At 72.6% G+C, this 22,428-nt stretch carries 24 protein-coding genes; 13 read left to right on the top strand and 11 right to left on the bottom strand.

Annotation, left to right across the window (positions count from 1 at the left end; translation table 11 throughout):
• The first annotated feature begins 1 nt into the window (after position 1).
• Together MKK68_RS17545 and MKK68_RS17540 are read left to right on the top strand one after the other, a co-directional pair.
• Positions 2-1,087 (top strand): glycosyltransferase, encoded by a 1,086-nt coding sequence (locus MKK68_RS17545; RefSeq protein WP_244031849.1) that lies wholly within the window; start codon positions 2-4, stop codon positions 1,085-1,087.
• Entirely contained in the window at positions 1,084-2,154 is a 1,071-nt protein-coding gene (locus tag MKK68_RS17540) for a glycosyltransferase (RefSeq protein ID WP_244031847.1), read from the top strand. Before MKK68_RS17545 ends, MKK68_RS17540 begins: the two co-directional genes overlap by 4 nt.
• Positions 2,155-2,162: 8 nt before the next feature.
• On the opposite strand, the gene MKK68_RS17535 is transcribed toward MKK68_RS17540, so the two are convergent.
• Genes MKK68_RS17535 through MKK68_RS17520 form a run of 4 tightly spaced genes read right to left on the bottom strand, consistent with a single transcriptional unit; the run spans position 2,163 to position 5,546 of the window.
• Positions 2,163-3,011 carry a glycosyltransferase family 2 protein gene (locus MKK68_RS17535; RefSeq protein ID WP_243947679.1) on the bottom strand — a complete coding sequence of 283 codons (849 nt, stop codon included), beginning with the start codon at positions 3,009-3,011 and terminating at the stop codon, positions 2,163-2,165.
• Complete coding sequence (locus MKK68_RS17530; RefSeq protein WP_244031846.1) at positions 3,008-3,607, bottom strand: SAM-dependent methyltransferase; 600 nt, start codon at positions 3,605-3,607, stop codon at positions 3,008-3,010. The genes MKK68_RS17535 and MKK68_RS17530 overlap by 4 nt, the downstream gene beginning before the upstream one ends.
• Positions 3,604-4,338, bottom strand: coding sequence for a PIG-L deacetylase family protein (locus tag MKK68_RS17525; protein WP_244031836.1), 735 nt, complete (start codon positions 4,336-4,338; stop codon positions 3,604-3,606). The genes MKK68_RS17530 and MKK68_RS17525 overlap by 4 nt, the downstream gene beginning before the upstream one ends.
• Positions 4,339-4,394: 56 nt before the next feature.
• Positions 4,395-5,546 (bottom strand): acyl-CoA dehydrogenase family protein, encoded by a 1,152-nt coding sequence (locus MKK68_RS17520; RefSeq protein ID WP_243947675.1) that lies wholly within the window; start codon positions 5,544-5,546, stop codon positions 4,395-4,397.
• Positions 5,547-5,734: 188 nt separating this feature from the next.
• Between MKK68_RS17520 and MKK68_RS17515 the strand changes: the two genes are divergently transcribed.
• The 6 genes from MKK68_RS17515 to ureG are packed head-to-tail and all read left to right on the top strand — an operon-like array spanning position 5,735 to position 10,458.
• Positions 5,735-6,355 (top strand): urease subunit gamma, encoded by a 621-nt coding sequence (locus MKK68_RS17515; RefSeq protein WP_147729308.1) that lies wholly within the window; start codon positions 5,735-5,737, stop codon positions 6,353-6,355.
• A gap of 1 nt (position 6,356) precedes the next feature.
• Positions 6,357-8,084 (top strand): urease subunit alpha, encoded by a 1,728-nt coding sequence (gene ureC / locus MKK68_RS17510; protein ID WP_243947651.1) that lies wholly within the window; start codon positions 6,357-6,359, stop codon positions 8,082-8,084.
• A gap of 31 nt (positions 8,085-8,115) precedes the next feature.
• Complete coding sequence (locus MKK68_RS17505) at positions 8,116-8,601, top strand: DUF29 domain-containing protein (protein ID WP_243937459.1); 486 nt, start codon at positions 8,116-8,118, stop codon at positions 8,599-8,601.
• 4 nt (positions 8,602-8,605) lie between these two features.
• Positions 8,606-9,139, top strand: a complete 534-nt coding sequence (locus MKK68_RS17500; protein ID WP_244031834.1) for an urease accessory protein UreE — start codon at positions 8,606-8,608, stop codon at positions 9,137-9,139.
• On the top strand, positions 9,132-9,806 hold the full coding sequence (locus MKK68_RS17495) for an urease accessory protein UreF (protein ID WP_243937455.1): 675 nt from the start codon (positions 9,132-9,134) through the stop codon (positions 9,804-9,806). Before MKK68_RS17500 ends, MKK68_RS17495 begins: the two co-directional genes overlap by 8 nt.
• A 22-nt stretch (positions 9,807-9,828) precedes the next feature.
• Positions 9,829-10,458 (top strand): urease accessory protein UreG, encoded by a 630-nt coding sequence (gene ureG, locus MKK68_RS17490; RefSeq protein WP_243934882.1) that lies wholly within the window; start codon positions 9,829-9,831, stop codon positions 10,456-10,458.
• Here the strand turns inward: ureG and MKK68_RS17485 are convergent.
• On the bottom strand, positions 10,455-10,679 hold the full coding sequence (locus MKK68_RS17485) for a hypothetical protein (RefSeq protein WP_147843749.1): 225 nt from the start codon (positions 10,677-10,679) through the stop codon (positions 10,455-10,457). The two genes, ureG and MKK68_RS17485, sit on opposite strands and share 4 nt — an antisense overlap.
• A gap of 93 nt (positions 10,680-10,772) precedes the next feature.
• Here MKK68_RS17485 and MKK68_RS17480 point away from each other — a divergent pair, with 93 nt between their 5' ends.
• Positions 10,773-11,003: a hypothetical protein gene (locus MKK68_RS17480; protein ID WP_187275569.1), complete on the top strand. Its 231-nt coding sequence runs from the start codon at positions 10,773-10,775 to the stop codon at positions 11,001-11,003.
• 270 nt (positions 11,004-11,273) lie between these two features.
• Positions 11,274-11,876 carry a PAS domain-containing protein gene (locus MKK68_RS17475; RefSeq protein WP_244031832.1) on the top strand — a complete coding sequence of 201 codons (603 nt, stop codon included), beginning with the start codon at positions 11,274-11,276 and terminating at the stop codon, positions 11,874-11,876.
• Positions 11,877-11,993: 117 nt separating this feature from the next.
• Here MKK68_RS17475 and MKK68_RS17470 read toward each other — a convergent pair whose 3' ends face one another.
• The 3 genes from MKK68_RS17470 to MKK68_RS17460 all read right to left on the bottom strand — a co-directional run bounded on the left by MKK68_RS17470 (position 11,994) and on the right by MKK68_RS17460 (position 16,290).
• Entirely contained in the window at positions 11,994-13,640 is a 1,647-nt protein-coding gene (locus tag MKK68_RS17470) for a TadG family pilus assembly protein (protein WP_244031830.1), read from the bottom strand.
• Complete coding sequence (locus MKK68_RS17465) at positions 13,637-14,077, bottom strand: TadE/TadG family type IV pilus assembly protein (RefSeq protein WP_243937449.1); 441 nt, start codon at positions 14,075-14,077, stop codon at positions 13,637-13,639. The genes MKK68_RS17470 and MKK68_RS17465 overlap by 4 nt, the downstream gene beginning before the upstream one ends.
• Positions 14,078-14,184: 107 nt before the next feature.
• Positions 14,185-16,290 (bottom strand): putative bifunctional diguanylate cyclase/phosphodiesterase, encoded by a 2,106-nt coding sequence (locus MKK68_RS17460; protein ID WP_244031822.1) that lies wholly within the window; start codon positions 16,288-16,290, stop codon positions 14,185-14,187.
• Positions 16,291-16,465: 175 nt separating this feature from the next.
• On the opposite strand from MKK68_RS17460, the gene MKK68_RS17455 reads away from it, so the two are divergent.
• Complete coding sequence (locus MKK68_RS17455; protein WP_147728414.1) at positions 16,466-17,398, top strand: alpha/beta fold hydrolase; 933 nt, start codon at positions 16,466-16,468, stop codon at positions 17,396-17,398.
• 111 nt (positions 17,399-17,509) lie between these two features.
• A complete protein-coding gene (locus tag MKK68_RS17450) occupies positions 17,510-18,730 on the top strand; it encodes an ABC transporter substrate-binding protein (protein ID WP_147728415.1) in 1,221 nt (406 codons plus the stop codon).
• Positions 18,731-18,981: 251 nt separating this feature from the next.
• Here the strand turns inward: MKK68_RS17450 and MKK68_RS17445 are convergent, their stop codons facing one another.
• From MKK68_RS17445 to MKK68_RS17435, 3 genes are all read right to left on the bottom strand, one after another.
• Positions 18,982-20,109, bottom strand: a complete 1,128-nt coding sequence (locus MKK68_RS17445) for a beta-ketoacyl-ACP synthase (RefSeq protein ID WP_243937427.1) — start codon at positions 20,107-20,109, stop codon at positions 18,982-18,984.
• A complete protein-coding gene (locus MKK68_RS17440; RefSeq protein ID WP_147727327.1) occupies positions 20,106-20,597 on the bottom strand; it encodes a 3-hydroxyacyl-ACP dehydratase FabZ family protein in 492 nt (163 codons plus the stop codon). The genes MKK68_RS17445 and MKK68_RS17440 overlap by 4 nt, the downstream gene beginning before the upstream one ends.
• Positions 20,598-20,691: 94 nt before the next feature.
• Positions 20,692-21,000 carry an acyl carrier protein gene (locus MKK68_RS17435; RefSeq protein ID WP_147727326.1) on the bottom strand — a complete coding sequence of 103 codons (309 nt, stop codon included), beginning with the start codon at positions 20,998-21,000 and terminating at the stop codon, positions 20,692-20,694.
• A 241-nt stretch (positions 21,001-21,241) separates the two neighbouring features.
• On the opposite strand from MKK68_RS17435, the gene MKK68_RS17430 reads away from it, so the two are divergent.
• Entirely contained in the window at positions 21,242-22,345 is a 1,104-nt protein-coding gene (locus tag MKK68_RS17430; protein WP_244031820.1) for an AI-2E family transporter, read from the top strand.
• The last annotated feature ends 83 nt before the right edge of the window (positions 22,346-22,428 follow it).

The following is a 22,428-nucleotide window of genomic DNA, read 5'->3' as shown; positions in this document are numbered from 1 at the left end:
CATGCGCCCGTCCGAACAGGCGGTCGTCTGCGTGCCCGCCCGCGACGAGGTGCGCTGCCTGCCGCGCCTCCTCCGCTCGCTGGCCGCTCAGGACGGCCTCTCGGCCGGGACGCCCCTGCGCGTCCTGATCGTGGCCAACAACTGCACCGACGGCACGGTCGCCGCCGTGCGCGCGATGGAGGCGGCGGGCGAGGCGCCCGCGCTCGCGATCCGGGTGATCGAGGCGCATCTCGAGCCGGCGGAGGCCCATGTCGGCACCGCGCGGCGGATGGCGCTCGATGCCGGCGCCGCCTGGCTCGACGCCGACGGGCATCCCGACGGCATCCTGCTCACCACCGACGCCGACGCGCGGGTGCCGCGGACCTGGCTCGCCGCCAACCTCCGGGCGCTGGAGGGCGCCGAGATCGTCGGCGGCCGTCTCGTGATCGACCCGGAAGAGGAGACCGATCCGGCGCTCGCCGACCTGCATGACCGGATCGAGCGCTACTGGGCCGCCGTCCGCCGGATCGAGGACGCGCTCGATCCGCCGCCGCACGATCCCGCCCCCCGTCACGGCGACCATACCGGCGCGAGCCTCGCGCTGCGCGCCGCGCTGTATCGCAGCGTCGGCGGCCTGCCGGCCCTGCCGCGCGGCGAGGACAACGCCCTCGTCGCCCGCGTCCGCGAGGCCGGCGGACGCCTGCGCCACTGTCCCGAGGTGTCGGTGATGGTCTCCGACCGCGCCGCCGGCCGGGCGCAGGGCGGCATGGCCACCGAGATGGTCCGGCGCGCCGTCACCGCCCGCGCCGGCCTCCCCTACCGCCTGCCCGCACCGAGCCACTGGGAAGCCGTGATTGCGCGGCGCGCGGCGCTGCGCAGCGTCTTCCGCGGCACGGCCGGACCCGAGCGCCTTGCCGCCCTCGCGGCGTTCGGCCTCACCGCCGCGGACCTCGCATCCATCAGCCCGGATGCCTGCGTCAACGACATCGCCTTCGTCGAGCGGGCGGGCCCGCTGTGCGAGGCCGCCGACGGACCGGCTCCGGAGATGGAACTCGACGCAGCCCTCGCCGCCTTCGACACGATCCTCCGCCCGAGCGCGGCCGCGTGAAGCGGCCGGTCGGCTACTACGTCCACCATCAGGGCGCCGGCCATTGGCAGCGCGCCTGCGCGATCGCCCGGCACCTCGACCGGCCCTGCACCCTGATCGGCACGCTGGCCGGCCTCGATCGCGACGCGGCGCCGGGCAGCGTCCTCGACCTGCCCGACGACCGCTTGCCCGAGGCCCGTTCGCCCGAGGCCGCTTTCGACGGCCGTGACGGGGCGGCGACGCGCCCCGAGGCCTTTCACTACGCGCCCCTCGGGCTGGCGGGCCTGCGCGACCGCATGGCGGCGATCGCGGCCTGGATCGCGCGGGAGGACCCCGCCCTGATCGTGGTCGACGTCTCGGTCGAGGTCGCGCTGTTCGCGCGCCTGATGTCGGTGCCGGTGCTGATGGTGCGGCTCGCCGGCACCCGGACCGATCCGCCCCATCTCGAGGCCTTCCGCAGCGCCGAGCGCCTGATCGCACCGTTCCCGCGCACCCTCGACGGCGCGTCCGTCCCGGCCTGGGTGCGCGACAGGACCCATTACGCCGGCTTCCTCGGCGCGACCGCCCGCCCCGGCCCCGCCCCGGACCCCGACGGCCCGATCGTCGTGGTGTTCGGCCGCGGCGGCGCGGGCGGCGACGCCACCGAGCTTGCCGCCGCGGCGCGCGCGGTGCCGGATCGCGCCTGGCACGTCCTCGGTCCGGTCGCGGGCATGGTCGCCGATCCGCCCCCGAACCTGCACCTGCACGGATGGGTCGCCGAGATCGGCCCGCATCTCGCCCGCGCCGCCCTGGTCGTCGGGGGCGGCGGCGACGGCGTGGTCGCGGCGGTGGCGGCTGCGGGACGCCGCTTCGTCTGCCTGCCCGAACCGCGGGCCTTCGGCGAGCAGACCGAGAAAGCGGCGGCGCTCGAGCGCCTCAATGCCGCCGTGGTGCGCCCGTCCTGGCCGGAGGCGTCCGCCTGGCCCGCCATCGTCGCGGCCGGCCTCGCCCTCGACCCCGCGGCGATGTCCGCCCTGCACGATCCTGACGCCGTGCCGCGGCTGGCCGCGACGATCGAGCGGATCGCCGCCGGCCTCGACGCGCGCTGAGCCCGCGCTCAGAACGGCCGGTCGGCGGGGACCTGCGCCGCCGCGATCTCGGCCTCGGTCGGGGAACGCAGCACGGCGAGGCCGCCGGCGCGGTCGGCCGCCACCAGCCCGAGCCCGGCGAAGGCGTCGAGCCAGCCGTCCATCGGCCAGATCCCGTGGCGTCGGTGGAAGCGCCGGGCGTTGGCGACGATGTCGGTGAAGTGCTGCAGCGGCGGGTCGCAGGACAGGTGGTGCTGGTGGAAGGCGTGCATCCCGCCGGCGAACAGCACCGGCACCCCGGCCTGCGCCGCGCGGAAGGCGAGGTCGGTGTCCTCGGCGCCGTAGCCCGTGAAGCCCTCGTCGAAGCCGCCGATGCGGTCGTAGGTGGCGGCCCGCACCGCGAAGGCGAGCGACCAGAACAGGCCCGGTTGCGGCGCCGGGATCACGCCGGCCTCCGGGAAGCGGCGCGCCGGATGGCGGTGGCCGACCCGGTCGAGGCCGGCTTCGGTCCAGCCGTCGGAGACTGCCGCGCCCGGAAGGTAGCGGATCTCGCAGCAGATCAGCCCGTCGTGCTCGGCGACGGATGCGGCGAGCCCGGACACCAGGGTCGCGGACGGGATGCAATCGACGTCGAGGTAGACCAGGACGTCGCCGGACGCCGCGCGGCGTCCGGCGTTGCGGGCCGCGGCGAGGGGCAGGCCGTCGCGCCGCAGATGCGTGCGCCGCACCGGGAAGCCGAGATCCGGCAGCGGGCCGTCGTCGCCGCCCATCTCGACGATCACGGCCTCCGCCGGCGGCGCGCCGCGCCCGAGGCCTTCGAGCAGGCGCGCGAGATGGTGCCCGCGGCCCTTGTTCAGGGTGACGACGCTGACGCTCACGCCGAGACCTCGTTTACGTGCAGCACGTCGAGGCGGTACTCGGCGGTGCGGACCCGATGCACCGGCCGCGCGAAGCGCGCATCCGCGATCAGGGCCTCGGCCGCGGCGTCGCCCGAGAGCGGATAGTCGGTCTCGCCGAGCCAGTGCACCAGCACGATGTCGCCGCCGGGCAGGATCGACGACCCGATCCGCGCCGCGATCCGCGCGACGTCCGCGCGCGAGAAGAAGTACGCCACCTCCGACAGCACGATCAGGTCGAACCGGCCCGCCGGCCAAGCATCCGGGATCGCGCAGGCCTCGAAGCGCACCCACGGCGTCGCGGCGTTGCGGGCGCGGGCAGCGGCGAGCGCGGTCTCGACCACGTCGATGCCGAGCAGCGCCGCGCAGCGCGGCGCGAGCCGGTGGGTGAGGACGCCGATCGAGCAGCCGATCTCGAGGCCCGAGGCGTAGCGCTCGCGCGGCAGGGCTTCGAGCGTCGCGGCGTACTTGGCGGCCTCGTAGGCGCTGGTGGTGAAGCCCCATGGATCGGGATCGGGGTCGGCGCCGTAGAGCCCGGCGAAGTAATCCGGCGTCAGCGAGTCGGCGCGGCGGCTCATCGCGGCAACTCCACGAAGCGCTCGTAGGGGCCGCACAGGCGCTCGACCATCGCCTCCGACAGGCGGAAGCCGTCCGGATCGTCGGCGATCAGCCGCGTCGTCTGCGAGGCGTGCGCCGCGACCGCCCGGCGCTTGGCGGGGCGGTGCGCCTCGACGTCGAGTCGGAATCCGGTCGGCGCCGGCCCGACCTCGCGCTCCGGCGGCAGGGTCCAGCCCCAGACCGGGTAGGCGTAGGCGCGGATGCCGGGGATCAGCGGGCGGGCGAGCCCGACGATGTCGGCCGCCGCGGTGTGATCGCAATGCGGGTCGTGGCGCCAGGTGACGAACACCGCATCGGCCTCGCTCTCGCGCACGGCGTCCGCGATTACCTCGGCCGCGGCCTGCGCCGTCGCGCCGGTGCTCGGCACGTGCGCGTCGGGCAGGCGCAGGAAGGCGACGTGCTCGGGCGCCAAGCCGAGCTCGCCGACCGCCCGGCGGGTCTCGTCCTCGCGCAAGCCGCGCAGCCGCTCGGGCGGGTACAGGCGGGAATTCGGGTGCGAGCCGCAACCGTCGCTGACGACGACGAGCCGGACGGGCAGGCCGCGCGCCCGTGCCTCGGCGATCAGGCCGCCGCAGCCGAGGCTCTCGTCGTCGGGATGGGGGGCGACCACGACGAGGCCGCGCGTCGCCATCGCCGAGAGATCGGCGACGGGCAGGGTATCGAGGAGGGGCAGGAAGGCGTCGGCGCGCATCGGGTCTCGGCGGTTCGCAGGGCTCGGCGCGACGGGGTCGTGCGTCGATGCGGCTGTCAGGTCGGTTCGGGGTCGTGCCAGAGTGCGTGGACCGGGGCGTCGGCCCCGGCGACGTAGGCCGCCGCGCTGACGAGGGCGCCGTCGGGGGCCGGCTGGCGCAGGTAGGTCGCGAGGTCGCGCACCAGCCGCTCGAGCGGGTGGGCTTCGAGGAAGCCGGAGAGGCCGACCGAGCGCTGGGCCAGCTCGATCGCGTCGAGGCCCGCCCGCTCGACCGCGCCGCGGGCGAGGGCGACGTAGGCGACCGCCCGGTCGCCCTCGACGGGCTCCGTCGTCGCCAGCCGGGCGGCATGCTCCACGAACAGGCGCGCGGTCTCGGCGGCCGTGGCCGCCTGCCCGAGGCGGGCGCGCTGGTGCGGATCGCCGCCGCGGCCGGTCTCGGTCAGGTGGCCGCGATGCGCCTCCAGCACCGCTTCGATGCCGCCGCACTGGACCGCGAGGAAGCGCCACGCCCCGGCGGCGAAGAACGGCTGGCGATAATAGTCGTCCGGGGCGCCGATGCGGTCCAGGGGCTCGACCCGCAGGCCGGAGAAGTCGACGGTGCCGGTGGCGGAGGCGCGCATCCCGTGGGCGCGCCAGTCGGCGAGCTCGGCGCGGGCTTCCGGATCGAGCGGCACCACGAGCATCTGGCGGCGCCCGTCCGGCAGCCGCGCGGTCACCAGCGGGCGCGTGACGTGCCCGGCCCCCGAGGCGTAGGACTTCGCGCCGGTCAGCACCGCCGGATCCGCCTCCGTGCCGAGCGCGAGACCGCCCGGCTCCGCCGGCTCGGTGTTCCACACGCCGAACAGGTGCCCGGCACGGGCATCGGCCGCGAAGCGCGCGCGCACCGGATCGCTGCCGTAGCGCAGCACCAGCGCCAGCGCGTTGACGTGGCCCTCGTAGATCCGCCCGACCGCGAGGTTGCCGCGCCCGATTCCGCGCAGCACGTCGCGCAGGCGGTCGGCGCCGCCGGGCGTGCACAAGCCCGCTCCGCCCAACGCCTCGGGCAGCGGCGCGACGAGCAGCCCGGCGCCGCGCAGCGCCGCGATCGCCTCGACGGGGAAGGTGCCGTGCCGATCGGGCGCCGGCGCGCGCGCCACCGCGGAGGCGGCGAGCTCGGCGATGCCGACGGGGCGCGCGTTCACGAGCGCGATGGGGAGGGGAATCGTCATGTTCGGATCCGCAGAATGACGCGTGCGCGTGAACGCGCCATGTACGGACGCGCGAAGGTTCAATCAGCGGTAGGCGCGGCACGTTCCGGTCGCCCGGAAGGCTTGACCGTCGCACCAGCATGATCCTTGCTCCAGGTCCGAACCGGCCGAAATGAGTCCGGACCGGCCGAAATCCGAGAGGGCTCCTCGTGCTGCTGACGCCTCGCGAAAAAGACAAGCTCCTCGTGGCCATGGCCGCTCAGGTCGCGCGGAACCGCCTTGCCCGCGGCGTCAAGCTCAACCACCCGGAGGCGATCGCGCTGATCACCGACGTCGTGGTCGAGGGCGCCCGCGACGGGCGCTCGGTCGCCGAGCTGATGCAGGCGGGCGCCAACGTGCTCACCACGGACCAGGTGATGCCGGGCATCGCCGAGATGATCCACGACATCCAGGTCGAGGCGACCTTCCCCGACGGCACCAAGCTCGTCACCGTGCACCATCCGGTGCGCGGCGCGCCCTCCCCCGACGTGCCGGGCGCCGTCACCACGCTGCCGGGCGAGATCGTGTTCAACGAAGGCTGCGAGCGCACCGTGGTCGAGGTCGCCAATGTCGGCGACCGGCCGATCCAGGTCGGCTCTCATTACCATTTCTTCGAGGTCAACCCGGGGTTGCGCTTCGACCGGGAGAAGGCCCGCGGCCGGCGCCTCGACATCGCGCCGGGCACGGCGGTGCGGTTCGAGCCCGGCTCGACGCGGGAGGTGGCCCTGGTGCCGCTGTCCGGCGGGCGGACGGTGTACGGCTTCCGCGGCGACGTGATGGGGGCGCTCTAGCATGGCCAACACGCCCCCCCGCGCCGCCCTCCCCCGCGCCGCCTATGCCGACATGTTCGGGCCCACGACCGGCGACCGCATCCGGCTCGCCGACACCTGCCTGGAGATCGAGGTCGAGCGCGACTTCACCACCTACGGCGAGGAGGTGAAGTTCGGCGGCGGCAAGGTGATCCGCGACGGGATGGGGCAGAGCCAGGTCACCAACGCCGACGGCGCGGTGGACACGGTGATCACCAACGCGGTCGTGCTCGACCATTGGGGCGTGGTGAAGTGCGACGTCGGGATCGTGAAGGGGCGGATCGTCCGGCTCGGCAAGGCCGGCAACCCGGACATCCAGCCGGGCGTCGACATCGTCGTCGGCCCGGGCACCGAGGTGATCGCCGGGGAGGGCAAGATCCTCACCGCCGGCGGCTTCGACAGCCACATCCACTTCATCTGCCCGCAGCAGATCGACGAGGCCCTGTGCTCGGGGATCACCACCATGCTCGGCGGCGGCACCGGGCCGGCGCACGGCACCTTCGCCACCACCTGCACGCCGGGCCCCTGGCACATCGCCCGGATGATCGAGGCGGCGGACAGCTTTCCGATGAACCTGGCGTTTGCCGGCAAGGGCAACGCCTCGCGCCCCGACGCTCTCGTCGAGATGGTGCGGGCCGGCGCCTGCGCGCTCAAGCTGCACGAGGATTGGGGCACCACGCCGAAGGCGATCGACACCTGCCTGACGGTCGCCGACCAGCACGACGTGCAGGTGATGATCCACACCGACACGCTGAACGAGTCGGGCTTCGTCGAGGACACGATCGCCGCGTTCGCCGGCCGCACCATCCACGCCTTCCACACCGAGGGCGCCGGCGGCGGGCACGCGCCCGACATCATCAAGGTGGCGGGGCTCGCGCACGTGCTGCCCTCGTCCACCAACCCGACGCGGCCCTACACGAAAAACACCATCGACGAGCATCTCGACATGCTGATGGTGTGCCACCACCTCGACCCGTCGATCCCGGAGGATCTCGCCTTCGCCGAGAGCCGCATCCGCAAGGAGACGATCGCGGCCGAGGACATCCTGCACGACATCGGCGCGCTCTCGATGATGTCGTCGGACAGCCAGGCCATGGGCCGGGTCGGCGAGGTCGCGATCCGCACCTGGCAGACGGCGGACAAGATGAAGCGCCAGCGCGGCGCCCTCCCCGGCGACGCCTCGGGCAACGACAACATGCGGGCGCGGCGCTACATCGCGAAATACACGATCAATCCGGCGATCGCGCACGGCGTGTCGGCCCATATCGGCTCGGTCGAGCCGGGCAAGCTCGCCGACCTCGTGCTGTGGTCGCCGGCCTTCTTCGGGGTGAAGCCCGACCTCGTGATCAAGGGCGGGATGATCGCGGTGGCGCCGATGGGCGATCCCAACGCCTCGATCCCGACGCCGCAGCCGGTGCATTATCGCCCGATGTTCGGCGCCTACGGCCGCGCGCCGTTCGCGACCGCGCTGACCTTCGTCTCGAAGGCCGCGATCGAGGACGGCCTGCGCGAGCGCCTGGGTGTCCAGAAGCAGCTCGTCGCGGTGGAGAACGTGCGCGGCGGCATCTCGAAGAAGAGCATGATCCTCAACGACGCGACGCCCGAGATCGAGGTCGACCCCGAGACCTACGACGTGCGCGCCGACGGCGAGCTGCTGGTCTGCGAGCCGGCCGACGTTCTGCCGATGGCGCAGCGGTACTTTTTGTTTTGAGGTAGGATCGGCACGTTCGAGGAGAGCCACGATGTCGAACGCCGCGCTGAGACCGCCTCCGGCGGCCGATCCCTATGAGACGGACTTCTATCTCTGGACGCAGGCCCAGGCCGAGCTGCTGCGGGCACGCCGGTTCGACGAGCTCGACCTGAGGAACCTGATCGACGAGGTGAGGAGCGTGGGCGCAAGCGAGAAGCGCGAGATCGGCAATCGCCTCGCCGTTCTGCTGGGGCACCTCCTCAAGTGGAAGTATCAGCCCGGTGCTCGCAAGAACGGATGGATGTCGACGATCGTCGAGCAGCGTACGCAGATCGCCGACATCATGACGGCAAGCCCGAGCTTGAAGCGGCATCCGGCGAGCGTCTTCACGAGATGCTACCTGTCCGGCCGCCTGCTGGCGTCGAAGGAGACCGGCATCGACTTCACGCTGTTTCCCGAGGTGCCGCCGTTCACGGTCGTTCAGGCGCTCGACCTCGACTACCTGCCCAAGGAGCCCGACCTGCTGGATCAGTCCTGACCCCATGATCCGCGCCACCCGCGTCATCCGCTCCGACGTTCTCGCCGGGGCCGAGATCGTCGACCGCATCGTGCTCGACCACGGCGACCGGCATCGCCGCCGCATGGCGATGCGCGGCGTCGGCGGGCTCGCCTTCCTGCTCGACCTGCCCGAGCCCATGGTGCTCGACGACGGCGACGCGCTGGCGCTGGAGGATGGGCGGCTCGTCTGGGTCGAGGCCGCGCCCGAGCGCCTGCTGGAGGTCCGGGCCGGGTCGGACCACGCCCTGAAGCGGTTGATCTGGCATATCGGCAACCGGCACATCCCGGCCGAGATCACCGCGGACGCGGTGTTCATCGCCTTCGACCATGTGCTGGCCGAGATGGTGCGGGGCCTCGGCGGCAGCGCCGAGCCGGTCGAGCGCCCGTTCCGGCCGGAAGGGGGCGCCTATGCCGGCGGCCACGCCCAGGCGCATGGCCATGATGTCGGCGACCCTGGCGAGCCCGCGGGCGGCCGCGCCCATCATCACGGCGACGGGCGCTACCACACCCATGATTGAGCGCATCCGGCTGATGGCGTGGCTGTCGCCGACCTACCCGGTCGGCGCCTACGCCTACTCGCACGGGCTCGAATGGGCGGTGGAGGCGGGCGACGTCGCCGACGAGGCGGGCATCTCCGGATGGCTCGGTGACGTGATGGAGCACGGGGCCGGCCGCAACGACCTGATCCTGGCGGCCCACGCCCACCGCGCCGCGGCGGCGGCGGCTCTGCCGGACCTCGCCGGGATCAACGATCTCGCCCTGGCGCTGGCGCCGTCGCGCGAGCTTCACCTCGAGACGAGCCAGCAGGGCCGCAGCTTCCTCGACGCGACCCTGGCGGCTTGGCCGTGCCCACCCCTCGACGGGGTCGCCGGGGCGCTGCCAGGGGCGGTCGCCTACCCGGTCGCGGTCGGGGCCGCCGCGGGCGCGCACGGCATGGACCGGCCGGGGATGCTGGCCGCCTACGGACTCGCCTTCGTCCAGAGTCTCGTCTCGGCCGCGTTGCGCGCCGCGCCGATCGGGCAGGCCGCGGGCACGCGGATCATCGCCGGCCTGAGCCCGCGCATCGCCGCGCTCGCCGAGCAGGCGGAGGCCTGCAGCCTCGACGACCTCGGCTCGGCGACGCTTCGCCTCGATCTCGGCTCGTTCCGGCACGAGACCCAGTATTCGCGGATCTTCCGCTCGTGATCCTCTAACGGAGCTTGCCCCCATGGCATCGAACAACGGACCCTTGCGCGTCGGCATCGGCGGGCCCGTCGGCTCGGGCAAGACCGCGCTGATGGAGCAGCTGTGCAAGCGCTTCCGCGACACCTACGAGATCTGCGCGATCACCAACGACATCTACACCAAGGAGGATGCCCGCATCCTCACGGTGGCCGGCGCGCTCCCCGAGGAGCGGATCATGGGGGTCGAGACCGGGGGCTGCCCGCATACGGCGATCCGCGAGGACGCGTCGATCAACCTGGCGGCGGTGGCCGAGATGCGCCGGCGCTTCCCGAAGCTCGACCTGATCCTGATCGAGTCGGGCGGCGACAACCTCGCGGCGACCTTCTCGCCGGAGCTCGCCGACATCACCCTCTACGTCATCGACGTGGCAGGCGGCGAGAAGATCCCGCGCAAGGGCGGCCCCGGCATCACCCGCTCGGACCTGCTCATCGTCAACAAGACCGACCTCGCGCCGCTGGTCGGCGCCGATCTCGGGGTGATGGAGGCGGACACCCGGCGCATGCGCGGGCCGCGGCCCTACGTGTTCGCATCCCTGCGGGAGGGCGCGGGAGCCGACGCGGTCGCGCGCTTCGTCGTCGAGGCCGGCGGCCTCGGTGAGATGCCGTCGCGTTAGTGCTCGGCGTTGGCCGAGCGGGAGCGGGCCGTCCCCGGGCTCTGCGGGACGCCGCCCATCAGCGCATCGAGGCGGCTCATGCGGGCGGAGAACTTCTGGGCGGTCTCGAGGGCGGCGCGGTCGCGCGGGCTCAGCGGCTTCGACCGGGTGTCGCCGGCGTGAGCCGAGGCGATCGGCAGGGCGGCGAGGACGAGGGCGGCGATGCGCAGGGACGATGTCATGATCATCACTCCATGCCGGCTCGGCCGTTCACGCGCGAGCACGGGTCGGCCTTCGGCAGGACTTCAACGTAGGGGTGAACGTGCGGCCAAGCTGTGCGCTGTCGCACCGCGGCCGGCGACCGCGCGCATCTCGACAGCCGGATCGATCGATGCAAGGTTTCGTTCGGGATAGCGCCGGCCGGAGGCATCGTGTCCGCCGGCTGTGATGGAGCGGGCATGTCGCCGGAATTGCAGGAATCGCGTGCGGCCCTGATCCTGATCGCCGTCGTGGTCGTATCCGTTCTGATCTTCGGGGCCGTGACCCTGTTCAGCCAGATCGGCTGATCGTCCCCCCTCGTCCGGTCTCGGGCCTCGCCCGAGCGATGTCGGGAATCGAACGGGGCGACGTCTCGGCCTCGTCGGCCGGGCCTGCGCGCCTGCACTGGGCTCGAACAGCATTCCCAGCATCGGATAGCCCTGCATCCCCCAGGAATCGGTAGAATGCAGCGGTGTCGAGCCTGATCCGAGTGTTGAATTAACGCGTTGTTAATTCCATCTTGGGTTGTATATCGGCGGTTCCCAAGCGAAACTGCAACCGAACCGTGGAGGTCCTCCATGCGCTCAGAAACGATCGACCGGTCCCGCTCGCGGCCCGTCGACCTGACGGCGGCCCTGTCGGCCTCCGGCGTGGTCGGAACCTGGGCCTGGTCGACCCGGCCCGACCGCTGCATTCTGGATGCCGGGGCCGCCGACGTTCTGGCGGGAGACCATGCGATCGCCGGGCTGCCCGTGCCGTTCGAGCGGGCCAAGGCCCGCGTCCATCCCGACGACTTGCCGAAGCTGTCGCGCCACTTCAAGCGCCTGCGCCGCAGCGGGGGCCTGTTCGTCGCAGAATACCGCACCGTCTCGACCGCCGGCCGCGTCCGCCGGATCCTCGATCGCGGCCGGCTCGTCCGCAACGAGTCGGGGACCGTGCTGCACGGCCACGGGATCATCATCGACGTCACCGAGGGCGATCTCGACCTCGGCGCCTTCGCCGAGATCGAGCGGAAGGACCCCTCGGCGATCCTCGACACCGCCGCCGCCCACGCCTTGGCCTGCCGCGAGACGATCGATCAGCTCGACAACTCGGAGTTGCGTCTTCTCGTCGACGTGCTGCTCCTCAGCCTCGGCCAGCAGATCGCCGCCCTGTCGCGCGGGCCGGGGCGCGGGCACTGATCGTCGAACCGGCCGGTGCGGCGCGCGTGCCGCCGCGCCGCTGGCGAGGCCGGGCTTCGGCACATCGATCGTGCCGGGCCGGGCGTCCGGCAGGCGCCGGGCCGAAGCGGCGGCGTGCTACTGTACCAGCACGGCCTGGTTGCACATCGTGCCGTCGACGGTGACGTCGGCGTAGCCGAGGCGCAGCCCCAGGATGCGCAGCGTCGTGTCGAGCACCATGTCGAGGGCCGGGGTCACCGCCATCAGCGCGGTCGACAGCAGCGGCCCGAGCAGGGGCGGCACGATCAACCCGTTGATCGAGAGCGACAGGCCCTGGACCAGGCTTCCGGTCAGCGATTGCGTCAGGCCGGTGGTGGACACGGTCTTGGTGACCTGCCGCGTGATCTCGTCGTCGGAGAAGGTCAGGGTCTGCGGCGCCGGGCTGGCGATGGTCGTCCGCGCCGTTCCCTGCACCGTCAGCAGCGGCAGCGCGATGAGGTTCGCGAACCGGCTCAGGTCGGGCGTGCCGGCGCCGACCGCGATGCTGCTGCGCGGGACGTTGGCGACGGCGAGGGTCGCGAGGCCGGGCTGCGCATCCACCGTCGCCTGCCGCCGGGTCGAGGCGGTCCAGGGGCAGGCGACCCCGCGCAGGGTCGCCGAGGCCTGCGCCGCCTCGAGATAGATCGGCAGGGTCACGGTTCCGAGGCCGAGCGGCGCGGTCAGCGTCGTCTCGAGCAGCATCCGCACCTGCGCGGTGTGGACCGTCGCGTTCGGCGTGCCCGGCTGGACGTAGCCGGAATCCTGGCGCCGCTCGCCGATCGCCAGCGTCAGCCGCGTGTTGAGCAGGCCCGGGACCGTCGCGCCGAGGTCGAACGCGATCTGGTTCTGGCCGTTGGCGTTGGCGGCGATGTCGGAGATCACGTCCATCAGGCCGACGAGGGGGCCGGCCGCGCCCCGCGCCGGGGACAGGGCGGCCGCATCCCCGAGGTCGACGACCTGCGCCACGGCGATCAGCGCGCCGGCGTTGGGCAGCGCGCCCATCAGCTTCGTCAACGCCGTCACCGCGGCGCCCGCCCCCGACGTGCCCTGTGCCGCGACCTTGAGGGCGGCGGTGAGCTGCCCGACGCTGGCGTTGGCGGCGACGAGGTCGGTGTAGTCCGCCGCCTGGAGGTTCAGGTTGGTCGCCAGCGCGTCGAGGAAGCGGAAGGCGTCGACCTGCATCGACAGCAGCGCGTTGTAGTCGAGGACGGAGAGCGAGAGCTTCGTCCCCAGCATCGCCCCGAGCAGGGCGTTGGCGATGCCGCCATCGAGCGCGGCCACGCCGGAGCCGATCGAGATGGCGGCGAACTGCGCGCTCGCGGCCGTGCCCGTCACCTGGATCGGCACGGTCCTGGGCAGGCCGAGCACCTGGGCGAAATGCACCGGCACCCCCGTCCGCAGCCCGACGCGGACGGCATTGGCGGGGCTGGCGCCGGCCTGGAACCGGCTGGCGGGCGCGATCCTGGCGTTGCCGGCGTAGCTCCCGGGCGAGACCGTCACCGTGGCGGCGGCGTAGCCGTTGTCGGCCAGCGAGCGGCGGGCGAGCGCGTCGGCCCCGCCGCCGCCGGCGGCGGCCAGCATCGCGGCGATGTCGACGGCACCCTGCGCCTTGCGCTTGGCCTGCACCACCATGCCGAGATCGATCCCGACCGCGGCCGCGCCCATCAGCGCGGTGGCCCCGAGCGCCACCAGAACCGCGACCGAGCCGCCCCGGGCCGATCGCAGGTCGCGCGCCCGGCGGCTCACAGCCCGCCCCGGCGCACGCTGACCGTGCTGGTGAAGATGTCCGGCGGCAGCGGGACCAGCTTGCCGAGGGACTTCAGCCCGAGCCCGGAGGAATCGTAGGTGAGCGTGACCGTGTAGACGGTGGCGTCGCTCGGGCTGGTGCCGACCGAGACCCCGACGCTGCCGGCCTTGAACATCGCGCTGGCGGCGAGGCTGCGCTGCACCACCGCCTGGGCGAGGGAGGCGCGCTCGCCGTCGCTGACGCCGGCGACCGAGGCGCGTGCCGCCTCCGCCGCGATCTCGCGCAGGGTGTGCGTGGCGCCGAGATAGATGCCGAAGGCGGAGATGCCGGCGAACAGCAGCAGCAGGAGCGGCGTGACCAGCGCGAACTCGACCGCCGCGTTTCCGCCGCGGCAGGCCGCCAGCCTTCCGCCCCCGCGTCCCGCCCTCGTTCCCATCGCACGCGATCCCATGAGCTTGCATCGCAAACCGGCTATGCAACCTACCGTATGGGTTTCGGCTTAAGGAAAGATGTAAATACAATCCGGAGTTGTATATGCTGGTCTCAGGCTGCGGCGGCTTCGTCGCGCGCGGCCGTCAGCATCGCCGTGATCTCGTCGGCCGTGCGCGGCCGGCTGAACAGGAAGCCCTGCATCTCCTGGCAGCCCTCGGCCCGGACGGCGGCGAGCTGTTCCTCGGTCTCGATGCCCTCGACCAGCGTGGTGATGCCGAGGCTGGTGCCGAGGCTCACCAGGGCGCGGATGATCGCCCCGGCCTCGGTCGCCTTCCCGGCATCCTGGACGAAGGACCGGTCGATCTTGATCTTGTCGAAGGGGAAGCGGCGCAGGTAGGTCAGGCTCGAGTAGCCGGTCCCGAAATCGTCCATCGAGATGCGGATGCCGGTCCGGCGCAGCAGGTGAAGGGTCTTGAGGTTGGCCTCGGTGTCGTCGAGCAGGACGCTCTCGGTGATCTCGAGCTCCAGCCGGTCGGACCGCAACCCGCTCGCGGCCAGGGCGAGCAGCACCGTCTGCGCGAAGGTGCGGTAGCGCAGCTGCACGGCCGAGACGTTGACGGCGACGCTGATCCCGCCCGGCCAGGCGACGGCGTCGCGGCAGGCCCGGTTCAGCACCCATTCCCCGAGGGCGACGATCAGCCCGGTCTCCTCGGCCACCGGGATGAAGGTGGCCGGCGGGATCAGCCCGCGCTCCGGATGGCGCCAGCGGACCAGGGCCTCCAGGCCGGTGACCCGGTTGCTGTCGAGGTTGACCAGCGGCTGGTAATGCACCTCGAACATCCCGTGCTTCAGGGCATCGGCGAGGTCGCGCTCGATCGCGCGGCGGACCTCGGCGGTCTCGTCCATCGCCGCCTCGAACAGGCAGGCGGTGCCGCGGCCCTTGCCCTTGGCGTGGTAGAGCGCCGTGTCGGCGTTCTTGAGCAGGCGGTCGATGTCGTCGGCCGCCTCGTCGGCGATGGCGATGCCGACGCTCATGCCGATCTCGACGGTGTAGCCGTCGAGATCGTAGGGCGTGCTCACCAGCTCGATCATCCGCTCGGCCAGGGCCAGCGCGCCGGCCGCGTCGGCGACGCGGTGCAGCACCGCGAACTCGTCCCCGCCGAGGCGCGCCACCAGGTCGCCGGTGCGGACACGCGCGCAGAGCCGTTCGGACACCGCGCGCAGGAGCGCGTCGCCCGCGCCGTGCCCGTGCGTGTCGTTGACCGCCTTGAACCGGTCGAGGTCGAGGCAGAGGATCGCGAGCCGCGTGGTCTCGCCCGCACGCCGCGGCTTGCCAAGCATGCTGAGGCCGTGCTCGCGCAACGCCGTGCGGTTGGGCAGGTCGGTGAGCGCGTCGTGGCGCGCCATGTGCGCGATCCGCGCTTCGTTGCGGCGGCGCTCGGTGATGTCCTCGAAGGTCGAGACCCAGCCGCCGTCCTCGATCGTCCGATAGCACACGGCGAGGATCCGGCCGTCGGCGAGCTCGCGCTGGATCGGCTTCGGGTCCGGGTCGAGCAGGGCCTGGCGCGTGCCCTCGCACAGGACGTCGACGGTGGTGCCTCCGCGATAGCAGCCGGCCGCCACCAGCATCGTGCAGATCTCGCGCTGAGACATCCCGATCCGCAGGGCCTGCGGTGCCAGGCCGAAGATCTCGCAATAGCGCTGGTTGTAGACGACGAGGCGCGCCGCCTCGTCGAACAGGCACAGGCCCTGGGTCATGTTGCTCAGCGCCGCCTCGAAGCGCTTGTTCTGCTCCACCAGGCTGGCGTGCGAGGTGCGCAGCTCCGCGAGCGCGTCGGCGAGGGCACTGCGCGCCTGGCCCTCGGAGCTGATGTCGGTGCCGGTGCCGCGATAGCCGCAGAAGGTCCCGTCCGGCGCGACGACGGGCTCGCCGCTGATGCGGAACCAGCGCACGTGGCCGTCGGGATGGGCGTAGGGATAGATGAAGCCGGTGAAGGCCTGCCGCCGGTCGAGCGCCGTGAAGTAGGGCTCCCAGAAGCTGCCGTCGCCGCCGTTCGCGGCGATCGTCATCCGCGACGTGCCGGTCAGCGCGCCGGCGGTTCGGCCGAGGAAGCGTTCCACCTCGGGAGACAGATAGGTGAAGTTCTGCGCGGCATCGGTCTGCCAGACCCAGTCGGAGTCGATCCTCGCGAGCTCTTCCAGGGTTTGAACGGGCATTCGGGCACCATCAGTCGTGATGCGACCCTCCACGACAGGGATTAAGATTTTATTCGCATTCCCTGCCGCGCGTGGGCGCATCGCCGCCGGAGCCCGACGCCCCTGAGCGCGTTTGACGCTGGCGCGCGACGCCGCCACCCGCGGGTCGCGATCGGCGAAGGTTGGAGCAAGGCCCATGTCGAGCGGTGGCGACGATCTGTTTCCCGGGTTCGAGGCGCTGTGGACCGAGGCCGCCTGGGGCAAGGCCTTCGCCCGCGTCGGCGGCCCGGCGGATGCGCCGCCGCTCCTGCTGCTCCACGGCTTCCCGCAGAGCCACGCGCTCTGGCACCGCATCGCCCCCGACCTCGCCCGCGACCACCGCGTGATCTGCCTCGACCTGCCGGGCTACGGCTGGTCGGCCGCTCCAGAGGGCGATCCGGCCCACGACGGCTACTCCAAGCGCCGGATCGGCGGGGCCATCGTCGCGCTGATGGAGCGGATCGGCCATGTCCGCTTCGCGCTCGCCGGGCACGATCGCGGCGCGCGGGTGGCCTACCGCCTCGCCCTGGACCAGCCCGCCCGCGTCTCGACGCTCGCGCTGCTCGACGTCGTGCCGACGGCGGTCCAGTGGGAGCGGATCGAGGCCGCGCCGGGCGCCAACCCGCACTGGCCGTTCCTCGCCGAGCCGGCCCCGAACCCGGAGACCGCGATCGGCAGGGATCCCGACGGCTATTTCCGGACGCTGATCGCCGGCTGGACGTCGGCCAAGGACCTCTCGGCGTTCGACCCGCGCGCGCTCGACCTCTATGCCCAGGCCTGGTCCGTGCCCGAGCGCATCCATGCGATGTGCGAGGATTACCGCGCGGGCGCCGGCCCCGACCGCGCGGCCGACCGGGCCGACATCGCCGCCGGGCGGACCTTGGCGATGCCGGTCCTCGTTCTCGCCAGCAGCCGCTACCTGGATCGCGACAAGCCGGAGACGGCGCTCGCGGCGTGGCGGCGGACGCTGGCGCCGAACGCGGTCGGCGCCGAGATCGAGTCCGGCCACTTCCTGGCCGAGGAGAACCCGGCCGCGACCCTCGCGGCGCTCCGCCCCTTCCTCGAGAATGAAGCTCCGCGCAAAGCGTAACACGGAGGGCGACGCCCGCCGTGGTTGCGCGGCCGCCCTTCGCCTAGCATGCGCCCCGGACCGCCCGAACGGCGGCCGATCGACAAGATCACGTCTTCCGGGAGGATACGCATGACCAAGGGACAGGTCCGTCTCGCGCTGGCGGTCGCGCTCGCCGCGCTCGCCGCACCCGCCGCCGCGCAGGGCTTCTCGGACGGCGTCGTGAAGATCGGCATCCTCAACGACCAGTCCGGCACCTACGCCGAGTTCGGCGGCCGCTCCTCGATCGAGGCGGCGCGGATGGCGGTCGAGGATTTCGGCGGCTCGATGAATGGGACGCCGATCGAGCTCGTCTCCGCCGACCATCAGAACAAGCCCGACATCGCGTCGGGCATCGCGCGGCAATGGTACGACCGCGACAACGTCGACGCGATCATGGAGCTGACGACCTCGTCGGTGGCGCTCGCGGTCCAGGGCCTGTCGAAGGACAAGCGCAAGATCACCATCACCACCGGCGCGGCCACCGCCGACCTCACCGGCAAGGCCTGCACGCCCTACGGCTATCACTGGGCCTACGACACCCACGCGCTCGCGGTCGGCACCGGCGGCGCCCTGGTGCAGCAGGGCGGCGACACCTGGTTCATGCTGACCGCCGACTACGCCTTCGGCTACTCGCTGGAAGCCGAGATCGCCCGCTACGTCACCTCGAAGGGCGGCAAGGTGCTGGGCAACGTCCGCCATCCGCTCTCGGCGCAGGACTTCTCCTCGTTCCTGCTCCAGGCGCAGGGCTCCGGCGCCAAGGTGATCGGGCTGGCCAATGCCGGCCTCGACACCTCCAACAGCATCAAGCAGGCCGCCGAGTTCGGCATCGTCGAGGGCGGGCAGCGGCTCGCGGCGCTGCTGTTCACCCTGGCGGAGGTAAAGGGTCTCGGCCTCAAGGTCGCGCAGGGCCTGACGCTCACCGAGGGCTGGTACTGGGACCTCACCGACGAGACCCGCGCCTTCGGGCAGCGCTTCATGAAGCGCACCGGCAAGATGCCCAACATGATCCACGTCGGCACCTATTCGGCGGTGCTGCAATACCTCAAGGCGGTGAAGGCCGCCGGGACCGACGAGACCGAGGCGGTCAACACGCTGCTGCACACGATGCCGGTCGACGACGTCTTCGCCAAGGGCGGCAAGGTGCTGCCGAACGGGCGCATGGTCCACGACATGTACCTGTTCGAGGTCAAGAAGCCCGCCGAATCCAAGGGCGAGTGGGACCTCTACAGGAAGCTCGCCACCGTGCCCGGACCGGAGGCCTTCGCCACCGCCGAGGCCAGCGGCTGCCCGCTGACGACGGCGGCGAAGTAGGACCGGAAAGCAGGGACGAAGCGGCCGACCCGTGGCGGCCGACCCGTGGCGGCCGACTCCCATCCCCCCCCCTGATCCTGAGGTGCGGCGCGAGCCGCCGCGAAGGAGACCTCGAAGGAGACCTTGAGGGATCGCGCGTCGGCGGGAGGCCTCCTTCGAGGGCCGCCGAGGCGGGCGCCTCAGGATGAGGCGGCGGGTGGGAGTGACCCTTGCCGAAGGCGCATCGGGGAGACTGTCGCGACGGCCGCCGCTCAGACGGCCATCAGGCGCAGAACGCCCTCGCCGCGGCGGTGGCCCACGGCGGTGACCGCGACCTCCGACAGGCGGCGATCGGCCACGAGCCCGGCGGCCAGGGCGGCCCCGAACGGCGCCGTCACCTCGAGGCCGTGGCCGATCAGGTCGCCCAGCGCATGGACCGGCCGGTCGGGCGCCAGGGCGGACAGGCGCGCGTGCTCCTCGCCGGTGATCGCCGCGACGCCGGTGGCGCCGGAGACGACCGCTTGCGCCTGCCCGATCCCGGCCTGCCGCCACAGGGCGTCGAGGCTGGTCGAGACGCTGCCGGGCGCGCGCCGGGTGCGGTCGCTCGCGACCGGTCCGAGGCGGGCGAGCGCCCGCGCCCCACGGGCCGCGGCGGTCTCGGCGGCTTCGAGCATCAGGAAGGCCGCGCAGCTGCCCAGGATGAACCCGGGTGCGTCGTCGCGGGCGAAGACCGCCGCGTAGTCGGGCTTGCGCAGGAAGCCGCCCATCTCGTGGACGACCATCACGTCCGGCCGCTCGGCGCTGTAGGACCCGCCGACCAGCATCGCGTCGATCTGGCCGGAGGCGATCCGCGCCTGGCCGATGCGCAGCGCGTCGACGCCGGCCGCCTCCTCGCCCATGAAGGTGCGCGACGCGCCGCTGACGCCGTGGACGATGGCGATGTTGCCGGCGAGCAGGTTCGAGAGCTGCGCCAGGAACAGCGTCGGCCGCAGGTCGTTCTGCAACCGTTCGTTGAGATAGGCGCCGGGATCGGCGGCATCGCGCAGGCCGGTGAGGATCGCCCCGTCGACCGCGTAGTCGCGCTCGCCGCCGCCGGCCGCGACCACGAGGTGGAGCGCCTGCTTGAAGGCGGCGTCGTCCTTCACGCCGGCCGAGTCGAGGGCGAGCCCGGCGGCGTAGACGCCGAGGCGCTGCCACGCCTCCATCTGCCGCTGGTCGGACTTCTTCGGGATCTGACCGTCCCAGGCGAGCGCCGGCGCCGGGTGGACGGGATAGGGCGCGAACGTCGTCGCGTCGGTCCGCGGCGGCGTGCCGGCCGCGAGCGCGTCGAGATGGGCGGCCAGGCCCTCGCCGGCACAGGAGACGAGGCCGATCCCGGTGACGACGACGGCGCGGCTCATGCGGGTTCTCCTGCCGGGGCCTCCGCCGGATCCCCGTCCATCACCAGGCCGATCTTCGCGGTGCGCGCGCGCATCAGCGCGTCGAGCCCGTCCGGGAACGGCATGGTGCGGAAGCGGAGCTCGGCATCGGCCAGGAGCTTGCCATCGTGGCGGATCGCGGCCTTGGTCACGGCGTAGCCCGAGCCGTCATGCTCCAGGCTCGCGGTGACGCTGAGCGTCGCCCCGGGGCCGACGAAGGAGCGGAAGCGCGCCTTGTCCACCGCCATCAGGAACGGCATCTGCGCGAAGTTCAGGTGCGCGAGCACGAGGTAGCCCGAGGCCTGCGCCATCGTCTCGGTGAGCAGCACGCCAGGAACCAGCGGATGGCCGGGGAAGTGCCCTTCGAAGACCGGGCTCTCCATCGGCACCTGGGCCAGGGCCTCGATCCGGCCGGCGGCGCGGTCGAGGCTCACCACGGAATCGATCATCTCGAAATATTCGAGGCGCATGGGCTGCCGATCCGCAGGCTTTCGGAGGGTCGTTCGGTCCGGGCGTCGCCGCCCGGGTCTTGCCGGTGCCGGTCTCGGTGCCGAGACCCCGGGATCAGACCTTGGCGGCCTTCTCCGCGACCAGCGCGTCGATGCGGGCGCAGAGGTTCTTCAGCACGAAGTACTCCTCGGCCGGGACCTTGCCCTCGTTGACTTCCTGGGTCCAGCGCTCGAGCGGCAGCTTAATCCCGAAGGCCTTGTCGACGGCGAACGCGATGTCGAGGAAGGCGAGGCTGTCGATGCCGAGATCGTCGATCGCGTGGCTCTCGGGCGTGATCTTCTCGCGCGGGATGTCGGCGGTGTCGGCGATGATGTCGGCAACGCGCTCAAAGGTGGCGGTGCCGGTGCTGGGCTGGTCTGACATGCGTTCTCGCCGAATCGGGATTGGTGCGACGGGCCGCCGCCGGTGCTCGACGCGGCGCCCCCATCCGCACGGCCCAGTGGCGGAGGGCGCCGCGCGCCGCCCCGTCATGTGGCCGCGACCTCTACACGAGGGGGTCCGGCCCGGCAACCGTGCCGCCCCCGGGGCCCGGATTCCGCGTATGGCAAAGGTCCCGCGGCGGCCTACATGAGCGCGCGGCGGATCGCGCCGGAGGACCCGCCTGATGGACCAGACGCTTCGCACCGAACACGCGCCGCCGCTTCCGCCGGTGGAGAAGGCCAGGGGCCAGGGCGTCGCCCGCGTCGTGCTGGTGCTGGCGCTCGCCGCCCTCGGGCTCTGGATCCTGTCCGGCTTCCTGCCGGCGCTGGCCTGGGCGGTGGTGCTCGCGATCGCGCTGTGGCCGCTCTACGTGCGCGTCGAGCGGCGCTTCCCGCCGGGCGGACACAACGTCGTGCTCCCGCTTGTCGCGACGCTCCTTGTCGCCCTCGTCTTCCTCGCGCCGCTCGTCGTCCTCGGCATCCAGGCGGCGCGCGAGGCCCACGACGTCCTCGACTTCGTGCGCGCGGCCGAGAAGGAAGGCATTCCCGTGCCGGACGTCGTCAACCACCTGCCCTACGGCGCGGCGCAGGCCTCGGCGTGGTGGAGCACCAACCTCAGCCATCCGGATGCCGGCTCCGACATGCTGCGCAGGCTCGACAACGATTCGGTGATCGGGGTGTCGCGCAACGTCGGCAAGGAGGTCGTGCACCGCGTCGTGTTGTTCGGCTTCAGCCTGGTCGCGCTGTTCTTCCTGTTCCGCGACGGCCGCACCATCCGCGATCAGGTCCTCGTCGCCTGCAACCGCCTGTTCGGGCCGCGCGGCGAGCGGGTCGGCCGGCAGATGGTCGCCTCGGTGCACGGCACGGTCGACGGCCTCGTCCTCGTCGGCCTCGGCGAGGGCGTCGTGCTGGGCATCGTCTACTACTTCGCCGGCGTGCCGCACCCGGTGCTGCTCGGCGCGTTCACCGCGGTCGCCGCGATGATCCCGTTCGGCGCCGCGCTCGCCATCGCCATCGCGGCGCTGCTGCTGGTGGCCGCCGGCTCGGTGAAGGCGGCGGTGATCGTGGCCGTGGCCGGCTTCGTCGTGACGTTCGTGGCCGACCACTTTGTGCGCCCGGCGCTCATCGGCGGCACGACCAAGCTGCCGTTCCTGTGGGTGCTGCTCGGCATCCTCGGCGGGGTCGAGACCTTCCACCTGCTCGGCCTGTTCCTCGGCCCGGCGGTGATGGCGGCGCTGATGCTGCTGTGGCGCGAGTTCACGGTCGGCGCGGACGCGAAGGCCCCCTGACATGCGAACGGCCGCGGGATCCGAGATCCCGCGGCCGTTCGGACATGATCAGTCAGGCGCGGCGGCACGGACACGCGTGCCGC

The sequence above is a fragment of the Methylobacterium sp. E-016 genome (assembly GCF_022829745.1).
Classification (GTDB): domain Bacteria; phylum Pseudomonadota; class Alphaproteobacteria; order Rhizobiales; family Beijerinckiaceae; genus Methylobacterium.
The sequence above is the reverse complement of the archived record's forward strand: the minus strand, read 5'-3'. Positions and strand labels throughout refer to the sequence as shown.